Raw genomic sequence first — 12,842 nt, 5'->3', positions numbered from 1 at the left:
TTGCACGCCGGCTGGGGGGGGGGGCCCCCCCGGGTGGGGGGGGGGGGCCCCCGCCCGATGTGCGCAGGAACATGCCTCATCCGGCTAAACAGGGCTCTGTAATTGGGAGTAAGACTCCCCGAGGCACTAGCCTTGAGGGCATGGCGGAATTCATTTACACGATGACCAAGGCTCGCAAGGCCGTTGGCGACAAAGTCATTCTCGACGATGTCAGCATGTCCTTCTACCCAGGCGCAAAAATTGGCGTCGTGGGTCCGAACGGTGCCGGCAAGTCTACGATCCTCAAGATCATGGCAGGGCTTGACACGCCCTCCAACGGCGAGGCGCGTCTCAGCCCCGGATACAGCGTCGGGATCCTGTTGCAGGAACCGCCGCTGAACGAAGAAAAGACCGTCCTGGGCAACGTGCAGGAAGGCGTCGGGGAGATCTACCAAAAGATCACCCGCTACAACGAGATCTCCGAAGAGATGGCACAGGACGGCGCCGACTTCGATGCGCTGCTCGAGGAAATGGGCCACCTGCAGGAAGCCATCGACTCGGCCGACGCGTGGGACATCGACTCCCAGCTCGAGCAGGCCATGGACGCACTTCAGTGCCCGCCGGGAGACTCCCCGGTGACCAACCTCTCCGGTGGCGAGCGCCGCCGCGTGGCGTTGTGCAAGCTGCTGCTGCAGAAGCCGGACCTGTTGCTCCTTGACGAGCCCACCAACCACTTGGACGCCGAGTCCGTGTTGTGGCTGGAGCAGCACCTGCAGGCCTACCACGGTGCAGTCCTGGCCGTGACCCACGACCGGTACTTCCTGGACCACGTGGCCCAGTGGATCGCCGAGGTCGACCGTGGACGCTTGATCCCCTACGAGGGCAACTACTCCACCTACCTGGAAAAGAAGCGTGAGCGCCTCGAGGTCCAGGGCAAGAAGGACCAGAAGCTTGCCAAGCGCCTGAGCGAGGAACTCGAATGGGTCCGCTCCAACGCCAAGGGCCGCCAGACCAAGTCGAAGGCCCGTCTGGCCCGGTACGAGGAAATGGCATCGGAAGCCGAGCGCACCAGGAAGCTGGATTTCGAGGAAATCCAGATTCCCGCGGGACCGCGCCTGGGTTCCCTGGTCATCGAGGCCAAGGACCTGAAGAAGGGCTACGACGATCGCGTGTTGATCGACAACCTGTCCTTCTCGCTGCCGCGCAACGGCATCGTCGGCGTCATCGGCCCCAACGGCGTGGGCAAGTCCACGCTGTTCAAGACCATCGTCGGCATGGAGCCGATCGACGGCGGCGAGCTGAAGGTCGGCGATTCGGTCAAGATCTCCTACGTCGACCAGAACCGTGGCGGCATCGACCCGGAGAAGTCGCTGTGGGAGGTCGTGTCGGACGGACTCGACTACATCCATGTCGGCCAGGTCGAGGTTCCCTCGCGTGCCTACGTGTCGGCCTTCGGCTTCAAGGGCCCGGACCAGCAGAAGAAGGCGGGTGTGCTCTCCGGTGGTGAGCGAAACCGCCTGAACCTGGCGCTGACCCTCAAGCAGGGCGGCAACTTGCTGCTCCTTGACGAACCGACCAACGACCTCGACGTCGAGACCCTCTCGTCCCTGGAGAACGCGCTGCTCGAATTCCCGGGTTGCGCCGTGGTCGTGTCGCACGACCGTTGGTTCCTGGACCGCGTGGCCACCCACATCCTGTCCTACGAGGGCACCGATGAGGACCCGGCAAACTGGTACTGGTTCGAGGGCAACTTCGAATCCTACGAGGCAAACAAGGTCGAGCGCATGGGCCCGGAAGCGGCCAAGCCGCACCGCGTCACCCACCGCCGCCTGACCCGCGACTAGCACTCGCCCGGTGGCAGCGCCGGGAAACCCCGGGGCAGCCACCTGCAAGGAGGGGCCTGCGGTGCGGATGAATTTGAATTCACCCGCACCGCAGGCCCCTTTTTCGTGCCGCCGGGACCTTTAGCCGTCTTCGGGCACGCGCACCATGCCCTCCTGGGCGACGGTGGCCACCAGCTGGCCCTCGCGGTTGAAGATCCTTCCGGTGGCCAGACCGCGGGCACCGGAGGCACTGGGGGACTCCTGCACATAGAGCAGCCACTCATCGACCCGGAACGGGCGGTGCCACCACATGGCATGGTCGAGGCTCGCCACCGACATGCCCGGGGTGATCCAGGTCAGCCCGTGGCGGCGCAGCACCGGTTCCAGCAGCGTGTAGTCGCTGGCGTAGGCAAGCGCCGCACGGTGCATGGCGTCGTCCTCGGGCATCGCGGAGGTCGTCTTCATCCACACGGCGTTCACCGCGCGGCGGTCCCGCGGTCCCTTGAAGTACAGCGGTTCGCTGATGTAGCGGATGTCGAAGGGCCGGTTGTACGCGTATTCCTGCGCGACCGGATGGTCCAGGTCGCCGATGAGCTCGGCGGTGGTGGGCAGCGACTCGGGGTCCGGGACCCCCTCGGGCATGGTGTCCTGGTGGTCAAGCCCCTCAGAATGCGACTGGAACGAGGCGATCATCGACAGGATCGGCACGCCGTTCTGGTAGGCGTGGACCCGGCGGGCGGAGAACGAGCGGCCGTCGCGCAGCCGCTGCACGCCGAAGGTGATGGGCAGCGCGGCGTCCCCGGCCCGCAGGAAGTAGCCGTGCATCGAATGGATCGGGCGGTCCTCCGAGATGGTCTTGGACGCGGCCATGACCGACTGCCCGAGCACCTGGCCGCCGAAGACCCGGCTGCGTGCCTGCGGCGGGGTGTGGCCCACGAAGATGTCCTCGTCGGTGCGGGCCTCGGGATCCCCGCTGAGGTCAAGCAGCTCAATCAGCTTCTGCGTCGTGGTGTCGTTGGTGCTCACGTGTCTGCTCCTTGGGGCCAGGAATATTGATCTGGTAAGACACTATCGCCCCCGTGGCGGGTTCGCCGTATCCTCCGGCGCCGCCCGCTCCCGAGTCACGGCGGACGTCACCGCGGGCAACGGCATTGAGCCCCGCGGCGCCCAACATGAAAGTATGAAGCCATGGCTAGTGAAACCGTTGTACTCGAGGACCGGGAAACCGTTGCGGACCTGTCCACGTTCTTCTCCCGCGCACGTTCGATCGAGGACGGCGCGGTGCTGGTGCAGGCCGCCGGCAGCGCGCTGGCGCTGTACGTCCCGGTGCTCTATCCGGAGTTCCTGGGCGATTCTGTCCCCACCGTGTTGGGAATGCGCGCGGTGCGCCTGGGCCGCCCGGCCGAGGCCGGCGGGGTCTATGCGATTTCCGCGCTGACCGACCGGCTGGCCCGGATGGGCACTGTCTCGCTGGAGCTCTCGATGCCCCCCGCCGAGGTCCAGGCGTCGTGGGCGGGACAGCAGGTGCCGCGCGGCGGCTGGACGCAGGTGGAAGTGCTTTCCGACGACGCGCTGCTGGCCGAGGCGATGCGGGGGAGCGGCGTCGTCGCCCAGGCCCTGCCCGAGAACGCCGGCAAGCCGGTGCTCAAGACCGTGCGCGCGCGGATCTGGTCCTCACCCGTCGAGGGAGTGGCGACGCCGATGCCGCTGGGCATGGCCTTCGGCGCGCATGCGCTGGGGTTCCTGCGCGCGGGGGCCGGTTCAAAGCTGTATGCCTCCGGGCCGTGGCTGCGCCTGAGCAGCGGCGGCGGGCACGTGGTGGCGCGCCAGGGTGGCGTCCTGGGCGCCTAGTCCGGTGCGTTCATGAGCGAATGCGCGGCGCGGTCGAAGTAGTCCCAGAGAGTGTCGGCCTGCAGCGGCGGCAGGTCCAGGGAATCGACGGCGATGCGCATGTGGTGCAGCCAGACGTCGCGGTTGTGCGAATTGACGGTGTACGGCACGTGCCGCATGCGCAGGCGCGGGTGGCCGCGGCGCTCGGAGTAGGTCGTGGGACCGCCCCAGTACTGCTCCAGGAACAGCTGCAGGCGCATGGTCGCCGGGCGCAGGTCCGTCTCCGGGTACATGGCACGGAATTCCGCGTCGGCCCCGACCGATTCGTAGAACTTCTCCGCGAGCTTGCGGAACGTCTCGCGCCCGCCGACCTGGGCGTAGAACGTGCCCTCGTAGAGGCTCGGGTCGTGGTCGTCGTTGGGGGAGAGCCTGCCCTCGGGCAGCGCGTTGGACAGCGAGGCTCCCACCGGGCGCAACTGCGCCACGGGCTTGCCCAGGTTTTCGCCGGAAGGCAACAGGACCGGCTTGGGTGCGGATGCTGCCGGAGGGTTCTTCTCGTTCACTGGTGTCCTTTCAGTTCCCGGCTGCGGCCCGGGACCCTTCTGTGCCCATTATCCCGTGGATGCGGTGCCGCCCGGCGGGCTTTCGCGCAGGGCGTGAGAACCCGGCGGAGGGGAACCGGGCCCGCTACGGCGTGGCACCGAGGTGCTTGAGTGCCTCGCGGACCGAGAGCGGGCTCATGTCGGCCCGGTGCCCGGCCACCCAGGCGCGAACCCACGCCGGGTCCGTCTTGCCGTATTGCCGCAGCGCCCAGCCCATTGCCTTGCGGATGAAGAACCCGGGGTCGCCCAGGTTCGCGGCCAGTGCCTCGTCGAGCAGGGCGGTGTCCGTGTGGGCCCCCAGGTGCAGCTGGCAGATCATCGACTGGCGGCGTTTCCACGGGTTCGCATCCCGCGACCACTCGCGCATCATCGGGCCGATGGTCTCCGGGTGGGCGCGCAGCAACTCGCCGTAGCGCCGGGCACAGCCGTCGACGATGTCCCACCACGCGCCCTCGGTGACCATCCGCCCGTAGAGCGGCAGGAACTCCAGGCGCCCGCGGCAGGGCGGCGCGGCACAGATTTCCTGCGCGGCGTACCAGTGTTCCCGGTGCGTGGCGTCTTTCCAGAGCTCGGTGGCCAGTGCCAGCCGGTCCGCCGCGCTCGCGGCCCCGGCATCCCGGGCCAGTTCGCGGGCGACGCGGCGCACCTCGGGCAGCGCCACGCCCAGGAAGGGCTGCGTGGTCTTCATGTAGGCCTGCGCCGCGGCCGCCTTGCCGTCCACGACGTGGGGCAGCAGCCTGGCGGTGAGCAGGCCGACCGCGGATTGCCCCGCCGAGTGCCCCGCCGGATGCCCCGCCACCCGGTCCACGGTTCAGGCTCCCGGGGCCACCGGGGCGTGGTGCACCGGGAAGTTCACGCTGCGGGCGATGAAGCACACGGCATTGGCCGCCGCATGCAGCGAATCGGCAAGCTCGCGCTGGGACTCGTCCTGCAGTTCCACGCGCGGGGCCAGCGTCGCCTCGAGGAACTCGCCGCTGCCGTCGCGGTTCAGCCGCAGCACCCCGGCCGCGGCGTCGGTGTACCCGGTCACCACCACCGAATGCTTCACCGCCACGTGCAGGTAGGAAAGCATGTGGCACTGGGACAGGGCGGCCAGCAGCAGCTGCTCGGGGTTCCACCTGTCCTTGTCCCCGTGGAAGGTCGGGTCGGCGGTGCCGGGCAGGTCGGGCAGGCCGGCGGCGCGGATCACGTGGTCGCGACCGTAGCCGCGGTAGGAGCTGGTGCCCTCGCCGCGGTTGCCGGTCCAGGAAATGTCGACGCGATAGTTGTGCAGTGCCAGGTTCATGCCTCTATTCTCGCCGAAAGGCGGCGGGCCTAGGCGTCGGCGGCCTGGGCTGCCAGGGCGCGGAGAACCGCATCGCGGCTCTCGATGACCAGCCGGCGCAAGGCGGGGGATTCGTCCCCCAGCTTCTGCAGGAACTCATCGGTCCTGGCCAGGGTCTCCGGGGAGGTTTGCGCCGCCGGGTAGAGCCCGGTGACGATCTGCTGGGCGATCTCGTAGCTCTTGCTGTCCCACACCGTGCGGGCGGTGCCGAAGTACTCGTCGAGGTAGCCGGCGATCAGGGCCGGATCGTGCACGCGGTTGAAGCCGGTGATCGCCGCGCGCTGTTCGAGGTTGGAGAGCTTGCCGGCGATCACCGCGTCCCAGGCCGCGCGCTTGGCCTCGGCGGTGGGCATGGCGGCCCGGGCCGTGTGTGCGGCCAGCGCCCCGGTGGCGGTGGCGTCGCGTTCCAGCTCGGCCTCGATGGCCGCGGCATCGGCACGCCCGCCGGCGGCCAGGGAGGTAAGCAGGTCCCAGCGCATCTCCGCATCGACCTCCAGCCCCTGAAGCACGTGTTCGCCGGAGAGCAGCGCGGCGACGGCGTCGAGCTGTTCGGCGGTGTGGGCCAGGTGCGCGAAGGCACCGACGAATTGCAGCTGCGCGTCGGAGCCGGACGCGGCGGCCCGCGCCAGGTCCCAGAGCCTGTCGGCCGCCGCAAGGCGTGCCGCCGGGGCCCCGGCGCGGTCGACGTAATAGTCCAGGGCGGTGTTCAGCTGGCGCAGCAGCACCATGACCACGGTGGAATCGGTCTCGTGCCCGATGTTGTTCAGCACCAGCTCCAGGTAGGCGCGGGCACCGGTCTCGGCGTCGCGGACCGCGTCCCAGGCAGCTCCCCACACCAGGGTGCGCGGCAGGGACTCGGCGAAGTCCTTCAGGTGTGCGGTCGCGGTGGCCATCGACTGCGTGTCCAGGCGGATCTTGGCGTAGGCCAGGTCGTCGTCGTTGACCAGCACCAGCGCCGGGCGCTTGCGGCCCACCAGGGCCGGGACGGCGGTGGAGGGCCCGGCGACGTCGAGTTCCTCGCGGTGCACTCGGACCAGGGTGCCGTCGGCATCCAGGTCGTAGAAGCCCACGGCCAGGCGGTGCGGGCGGATCACCGGGTGTTCGGCGACGGCGCTCTGGGTGAGGGAGAACCCGGTGATCAGCCCGGCATCGTCGGCTTCGATGAGCGCGCGCAGCGTGTTCACGCCCGCGGTCTCCAGCCACAGCTTCGACCACTCGGAGAGGTCGCGGCCGGAAGAGGCCTCCAGCTCGCGCATCAAATCCGGCAGCTCGGTGTTTTTCCAGGCGTGCTTGGCGAAGTAGCTGCGCACCCCGGCCATGAACTCCTCCTGGCCGACCCAGGCGACCAGCTGGCGCAGCACCGAGGCGCCCTTGGCGTAGGTGATGCCGTCGAAGTTGACCTGCACGTCCTCCAGGTCGCGGATCTCGGCGACGATCGGGTGGGTGGAGGGCAGCTGGTCCTGGCGGTAGGCCCAGTTCTTCTCCAGGATGTTGAAGGTGGTCCAGGAGGAGGTGAACTCGGTGTTCTGCGCGGCGGCCAGCGTGGACATGAACTCGGCGAAGGACTCGTTGAGCCACAGGTCGTTCCACCAGCGCATGGTCACCAGGTCCCCGAACCACATGTGCGCGAGCTCGTGCAGGATGGTGATGGCGCGGCGTTCGACCATGGCGTCGGTGGGCCTCGAACGGAAGACGTAGGACTCCAGGAACGTCACGGCACCGGCGTTTTCCATGGCGCCGGCGTTGAACTCGGGCACGAAGAGCTGGTCGTACTTCTCAAAAGGGTAGGGCGTGCCGAACTGCTTCTCGAAGAACTCGAAGCCCTGGCGGGTGAGCGCGAAGATGTTCTCCGCGTCCAGGTGCTCCATGAGCGAGGCGCGGGCGAAGACGCCCAGCGGGATGACCCGTCCGTCGCTGCTTCTCAGCTCAGAGCGGACGCACCGGTAGGGGCCGGCGACGAGCGCGGTGATGTAGGAGGAAATGCGCGCGGTCGGGGCGAACGCCCACGTCCTGGCGCCCTCGCGGGCATCCACCGGCTCCGGGGTCGGCGCGTTGGAGATGACGTCCCAGTGTGCGGGAGCGGTGATGGTGAACGCGAAGGTGGCCTTCAGGTCGGGCTGCTCAAAGACCGCGAACATGCGCCGGGAATCGGGCACCTCGAACTGCGAGTACAGGTACACCTCCTGGTCCACCGGGTCCACGAAGCGGTGCAGGCCCTCACCGGTGTTCATGTAGAGCGCGTCGGCGTCGATGACCAGCGTGTTCTCCGCCGCGAGGCCCGGCAGCGCGATGCGCACGCCGTCGGAGACCACGGCCGGGTCCAGCTCCACGCCGTTGAGGTTCACCGAGCGGACGGCGGCGGTGACCGCGTCGATGAAGGTCTCCGCCCCCTCGGCGGCGGAGAAGCGCACCGTGGTGCGCGAGGAAAAGACGGTGTCGGATCCTGTCAGGTCCAGCTCGACGTCGTAGGAGTGGACGGTGATCAATGCGGCCCTGGTGCGGGCCTCCTCGCGGGTGAGGTTCATTCCTGGCATGGTCGCTGACGCGCCTTTCGATGGTTGCCGGTGGCGAAAATCATGGTGTTCCAGGCCGGCCCGTCGGGCCGCCGCGTGGTGCAGCACGGAATGCGGGGCCGTACGAGAGTGTGAAACAAGCCTTGAACAGTGTGCCCATTGTCTCACCAACACCCCACGGTGCCGCAAGTGGCGCGGGACTGGTTTGATGGATGACATGGGAATTGATGTGGTGCTGCTGGGATACGGCGCAATCGGCCAGGCGGTTCACCGGATGCTTGCTTCGCATGCGGACGACGTGCGGGTGGCCGGGGTGCTGGACCGGGCGGCCCTGGAAGGCGCAGCGGGAGAGGCGCGCGTGGCCGGGCCGGCCGGGAGACAGGTGCCGGTCGTGAATCTGGGAACGGCCACGGAACTGGCCGATGTCATTGTCGAGTGCGCCTCCCCGGCAGCGGTGCGCACCCATGGCCCCGGCATCATCGGCGCCGGGACCGACATGCTCGTGGCATCCCTGGGGGCGCTGGTCGATGACCGGCTGAGGTCGACGCTGCTGGAACGCGGCCCGGGATGCTGCCACCTGTCCACCGGCGCGATCGGGGGACTGGACCTGGTCCGCGCCTCGGCGGGGACCATCGAGGGCATCAGGCTGGGCACCCGCAAGCCGCCGGCGGCGCTGCTGCACCCCGGGCTGACGGCCGCGCTGCGGGCCGCCATCTCCCAGACGGACGCCACGGGCAGGCCCCGCCAGGTCTTTGGCGGGTCCGTGGCCGATGCCGTCAGGCTCTTCCCCTCCAACATCAACGTCGCGGCGGCCCTGGGGCTGGCGGCCGGGGACATGGACCTGGTGCACGTCGAGATCATTGCGGATCCGGGTGCCACGCTGACCCGCCACGCCATCGAGGTGCGCGGGAGCGGCGGGAACTACGGGTTCTCGATCGAGAACTTCCCGGACCCCGCGAATCCGGCCACCAGCGCCCTGACCGCGCGCTCGATGGTCTCCGGATTGCTGCGGCTGGCCGGGCGGGGCCCGCACTTCATCTAGGTTCCCCGGCGCGGGGGAGCGCGCATCCAATCGGTCGCCACCCTGGACGATGCCCGCAACCCGGCGGTCCTGCCCAACCCGCCGGCGGCCGGGTGGCGGGCGGCGGGGTCATCGACTTAGCGGCACGCCGCACCCGGCGCTAGGCTGGTGCCTGCATCTTCTCCCTCCACGGTCTAAGGACACAACACATGCGCGTTCACATCGCCACCGACCACGCAGGCCTCGAGCTCAGCGCCCACCTCATCGAGCACCTCGGCGCCAAGGGCTACGAGATGGTCGACCACGGCCCCGCCGCGTACGACGCCGAGGACGACTACCCCTCCTTCTGCATCAACGCCGCACTCGCCGTGGTCGCCGACCAGGCCGCCGGCCTGGACTCGCTGGGCATCGTGCTCGGCGGCTCGGGCAACGGCGAGCAGATCGCCGCGAACAAGGTCGTCGGCATCCGCGCCGCCCTGGCCTGGAACCTGGACACCGCGCGCCTGGCACGCGAGCACAACAACGCCAACGTCGTGGCCGTGGGCGGACGCCAGCACTCGCTGGAGGAAGCCGCCGGCATCATCGAGGCGTTCCTCTCCGAGCCGTTCTCCAACGTCGAGCGCCACATCCGCCGCATTTCCAAGATCGCCACCTACGAAACCACCGGCGAGGTCGTGGCCTAACCAAGCCACGGCACACCACCATGCCCGAAGGCCATTCCGTACACCGACTTGCCCGCCAATTTGACGACGTCTTTGGCGGGCAGGTCCTTGCTGTCTCCTCGCCCCAGGGCCGCTTTGCCCCCGCCGCGGGGCTGATCGACGCCCAACGGCTCATCACCTCGGAGGCGCACGGCAAGCAGCTCTTCCTGGGCTTCGAGAACGACCTGGTGCTGCGCGTGCACCTGGGGCTCTACGGGGCCTGGAGCTTCGGGGGAGACGAGCACTTCTCGGGGGCCTCCTCCATCGGCGCCCCGCGCAAGGTGGGTGAGAGCGAGCTGGGTCCCGACGGGGAAGCCGGCCCCTACACGGGCCCGCCCGAGCCGGTAGGCCAGGTGCGTGCGCGGCTGGTGTCCGCGCATGGCTGGGCAGATCTGCGCGGGCCCAGCGCCTGCGAGGTGCTCACCCCCGAACAGGCGCGTGCGGTGCGCGCCAAGCTTGGCCCCGACCCCTTGGTGGCAGCCGCCGGCGAATTCAACCTGGCCAAGGGCAGGGGCTCCGCGGCCGCGAATGAAGCCGCTGCACGTGCGGTGCGCAAGGACTTCGTGGCGCGCCTGGCACGCAAGAGGACCCCGATCGGGACCACGCTGATGGACCAGGGCGTGCTGGCAGGGGTGGGCAACATCTACCGCGCCGAGACGCTGTTCCGCACGCGGATCGACCCGTTCCTGCCCAGTTGCGAGCTGTCCGCGCGGAAGGCCGGGATGCTGTGGGACGACATCGCCTCGATCATGGCCGACGGGGTCCGGGACGGAAAGATCATCACCACCCTGTCCGAACACCGCGATGCGGAGGGGCCGCTCTGGCCCGACAACGCGTACTACACCTACCAGCGGCAGGGCCGCGGCTGCCGCCGGTGCAGTGCCGCCATTTCGCTGGCCGAGGTCGCCGGGCGCAAGCTGTATTGGTGCCCGGGCTGCCAGCCTTCGGGCCGATCCCGGGGCTGAGCACCCTCGGTGGACACGGCCCCGTCCGACTCCCGAACACACGGATTGACAAGGATCTGTGCAAGTCCGGGCCCGGATTTGCACGGCGTGGAATTGTGGTGCTAAGGTTTTATCCGTTGCCACCGACAAGGTGGGCAAATGCGGGGATGTAGCTTAGTGGTAAAGCCTCAGTCTTCCAAACTGATGATGCGGGTTCGATTCCCGTCATCCCCTCCAATAAAAAGCGACCTGGTTCCCTCGGAACCAGGTCGCTTTTCCCTTTCCCCGGGTAGTGGAATTTCGCTTCCTTGCATCAAATTGTGACGTCGATCCCTTTTCGCCCCGCGCGGCGGCGCCGTGTGGGTTTTCCGCCCTCCCTCCCATGGTCGGCGACCCCCGGAAACTGCGGCAATCCGGGGCTTTTCCCCATGCGAAAGCACGAATTTTGTTTTCCCGCGATTGCTTGTATGGTTGTTCCGCGCCGTCGACGAAATCCAAACTTCTGGTTGACGGGCCGATTAGTGGAAACTTGTTTATTTTGCATAGACTGTTTCTGCACTAATCGGGGTGTAGCTCAGCTTGGCTAGAGCGCGCGCTTTGGGAGCGTGAGGTCGCAGGTTCGAATCCTGTCACCCCGACTCTGTACCTTCAACCCCGCAACGGATACCGTTGCGGGGTTGAAGTCCAGCTCAGACCAAACATCACACACCAGGAGTACACCGCTGTGAAGAGCGCCGTCGAAACCCTCACCCCCACCCGGGTCAAGCTCACCGTTGAAGTTCCCTACGAGGAACTGAAGCCGCGTATCGCTGAGGCCTACAAGACCATCGCCAAGCAGATCCAGGTTCCCGGCTTCCGCGCCGGCAAGGTCCCGTCCCGCATGATTGATCAGCGCGTCGGCCGTGGCTACGTCCTGGAAACTGCCATCAACGAAGGCATGAACACCTACTACCAGCAGGCCGTCACCGAGAACGAGATCGTTCCGCTGTCGCGTCCCGAGGTAGAGATCACCGAGCAGCCCTCCGCGGAGGTTGCAGGCGAAGGCCAGCTGGCCTTCCAGGTCGAGATCGACATCCGCCCGAGCATCGAACTGCCGGAATACAAGGGCCTGGAAGTCACCGTCGACGCCACCGAAGCCGGCGAAGCCGACATCGAAAAGGCACTGGATGACCTGCGCGGCCGCTTCGGCACGCTCAAGTCCATCGAGCGCCCGGCCGCCGACCAGGACTTCATCACCCTTGACCTGACCGCATCGGTCGACGGCGAAGAGGTCGACTCGGCCACCGGCCTGTCCTACCAGGTTGGCTCCGGCACCATGCTCGAGGGCATGGACGAGGCAGTCACCGGCCTGTCCGCAGGCGAGGACGCCACCTTCGTCACCAAGCTGGCCGGCGGCGAGCACGCAGGTGCCGACGCACAGGTCAAGGTCACCGTCACCGCCGTCAAGGAGCGCGAGCTCCCCGAGGCCAACGACGACTTCGCCCAGCTGGCTTCCGAGTTCGACACCATGGCCGAACTGCGCGAATCCCTCGCCAAGGATGCCGCGGAGTCCAAGGTCATGGACCAGGGCGTTGCCGCCCGCGACCTCGTCCTGGACAAGCTCATGGAGCTCGTCGAGGTTCCGGTTCCGGAATCCGTCATCACCGAGCAGGTCGACCAGCACTTCGAGCAGGGTTCGCACACCGAAGGTGAAGACCACGACACCGAAGAGCACCGCAACGAGGTTCGCGAGAACACCGCCAAGGCCTTCAAGAACGAGATCGTGCTCGACGCCGTCGCCGAGGCAGAGAAGATTGGCGTTGCCCAGTCCGAACTGATCGACTACATCGTCCAGACCGCCGGCCAGTACGGCATGGACCCGAACCAGTTCGCCCAGATGCTCGACGGCGCCGGCCAGGTCCCGATGCTGGTTGGCGAAGTCCGCCGCCGCAAGGCACTTGCCAAGGTCCTGGAGCTGGCGGTCGTCACCGACACCAACGGCAACGTCGTCGACCTGAGCGACTTCGTGCGCCCGGCAGGCGAAGAAGAAGAGGGCTCCGCATCGTCGGCCTCCTCGGCTTCCTCCGCCTCCTCGGCCTCGGCGGCATCCGCCAAGTAGCGCGGCG

Annotated in this window: 11 protein-coding genes and 2 tRNA genes; 8 read left to right on the top strand and 5 right to left on the bottom strand. The window is 67.9% G+C overall.

Annotated features, from left to right (window positions below; genetic code table 11):
- Positions 1-140 precede the first annotated feature (140 nt).
- The gene (gene ettA / locus ACIPVK_RS20920) at positions 141-1,823 is read left to right on the top strand and encodes an energy-dependent translational throttle protein EttA (RefSeq protein ID WP_407613914.1); all 1,683 of its coding nucleotides are present in this window, start codon (positions 141-143) and stop codon (positions 1,821-1,823) included.
- Positions 1,824-1,943: 120 nt separating this feature from the next.
- On the opposite strand, the gene ACIPVK_RS20915 is transcribed toward ettA, so the two are convergent.
- Positions 1,944-2,828, bottom strand: a complete 885-nt coding sequence (locus tag ACIPVK_RS20915; RefSeq protein ID WP_407613913.1) for an acyl-CoA thioesterase — start codon at positions 2,826-2,828, stop codon at positions 1,944-1,946.
- 162 nt (positions 2,829-2,990) lie between these two features.
- Here ACIPVK_RS20915 and ACIPVK_RS20910 point away from each other — a divergent pair, with 162 nt between their 5' ends.
- Positions 2,991-3,653, top strand: coding sequence for a hypothetical protein (locus ACIPVK_RS20910; RefSeq protein ID WP_407613912.1), 663 nt, complete (start codon positions 2,991-2,993; stop codon positions 3,651-3,653).
- Here the strand turns inward: ACIPVK_RS20910 and ACIPVK_RS20905 are convergent.
- From ACIPVK_RS20905 to pepN, 4 genes are all read right to left on the bottom strand, one after another.
- A complete protein-coding gene (locus tag ACIPVK_RS20905; protein ID WP_407613915.1) occupies positions 3,650-4,075 on the bottom strand; it encodes a globin in 426 nt (141 codons plus the stop codon). The genes ACIPVK_RS20910 and ACIPVK_RS20905 overlap by 4 nt on opposite strands.
- A gap of 244 nt (positions 4,076-4,319) precedes the next feature.
- Entirely contained in the window at positions 4,320-5,042 is a 723-nt protein-coding gene (locus ACIPVK_RS20900; RefSeq protein WP_407613911.1) for a DNA alkylation repair protein, read from the bottom strand.
- A gap of 3 nt (positions 5,043-5,045) precedes the next feature.
- Positions 5,046-5,519 carry an OsmC family protein gene (locus ACIPVK_RS20895; protein ID WP_407613910.1) on the bottom strand — a complete coding sequence of 158 codons (474 nt, stop codon included), beginning with the start codon at positions 5,517-5,519 and terminating at the stop codon, positions 5,046-5,048.
- Between the two features lie 29 nt (positions 5,520-5,548).
- Positions 5,549-8,092 (bottom strand): aminopeptidase N, encoded by a 2,544-nt coding sequence (gene pepN / locus ACIPVK_RS20890; RefSeq protein ID WP_407613909.1) that lies wholly within the window; start codon positions 8,090-8,092, stop codon positions 5,549-5,551.
- Between the two features lie 196 nt (positions 8,093-8,288).
- Here pepN and ACIPVK_RS20885 point away from each other — a divergent pair, with 196 nt between their 5' ends.
- The 6 genes from ACIPVK_RS20885 (at position 8,289) to tig (ending at position 12,835) form a co-directional block, all read left to right on the top strand.
- Positions 8,289-9,113, top strand: coding sequence for an aspartate dehydrogenase domain-containing protein (locus tag ACIPVK_RS20885; RefSeq protein ID WP_407613908.1), 825 nt, complete (start codon positions 8,289-8,291; stop codon positions 9,111-9,113).
- 188 nt (positions 9,114-9,301) lie between these two features.
- Positions 9,302-9,775 carry a ribose-5-phosphate isomerase gene (locus ACIPVK_RS20880; protein WP_407613907.1) on the top strand — a complete coding sequence of 158 codons (474 nt, stop codon included), beginning with the start codon at positions 9,302-9,304 and terminating at the stop codon, positions 9,773-9,775.
- Positions 9,776-9,795: 20 nt separating this feature from the next.
- Complete coding sequence (locus tag ACIPVK_RS20875; RefSeq protein WP_407613906.1) at positions 9,796-10,758, top strand: Fpg/Nei family DNA glycosylase; 963 nt, start codon at positions 9,796-9,798, stop codon at positions 10,756-10,758.
- 142 nt (positions 10,759-10,900) lie between these two features.
- A tRNA-Gly gene (locus ACIPVK_RS20870) sits at positions 10,901-10,974 on the top strand.
- Positions 10,975-11,300: 326 nt separating this feature from the next.
- Positions 11,301-11,375: transfer RNA gene (locus ACIPVK_RS20865), tRNA-Pro, on the top strand.
- Between the two features lie 86 nt (positions 11,376-11,461).
- Positions 11,462-12,835 carry a trigger factor gene (tig, locus tag ACIPVK_RS20860; RefSeq protein WP_407613905.1) on the top strand — a complete coding sequence of 458 codons (1,374 nt, stop codon included), beginning with the start codon at positions 11,462-11,464 and terminating at the stop codon, positions 12,833-12,835.
- The last annotated feature ends 7 nt before the right edge of the window (positions 12,836-12,842 follow it).

Source organism: Paeniglutamicibacter sp. MACA_103, from assembly GCF_045798555.1.
In the GTDB taxonomy this organism is placed as follows: Bacteria; Actinomycetota; Actinomycetes; order Actinomycetales; family Micrococcaceae; genus Paeniglutamicibacter.
This window is presented reverse-complemented; position numbering and strand designations above follow the sequence as displayed.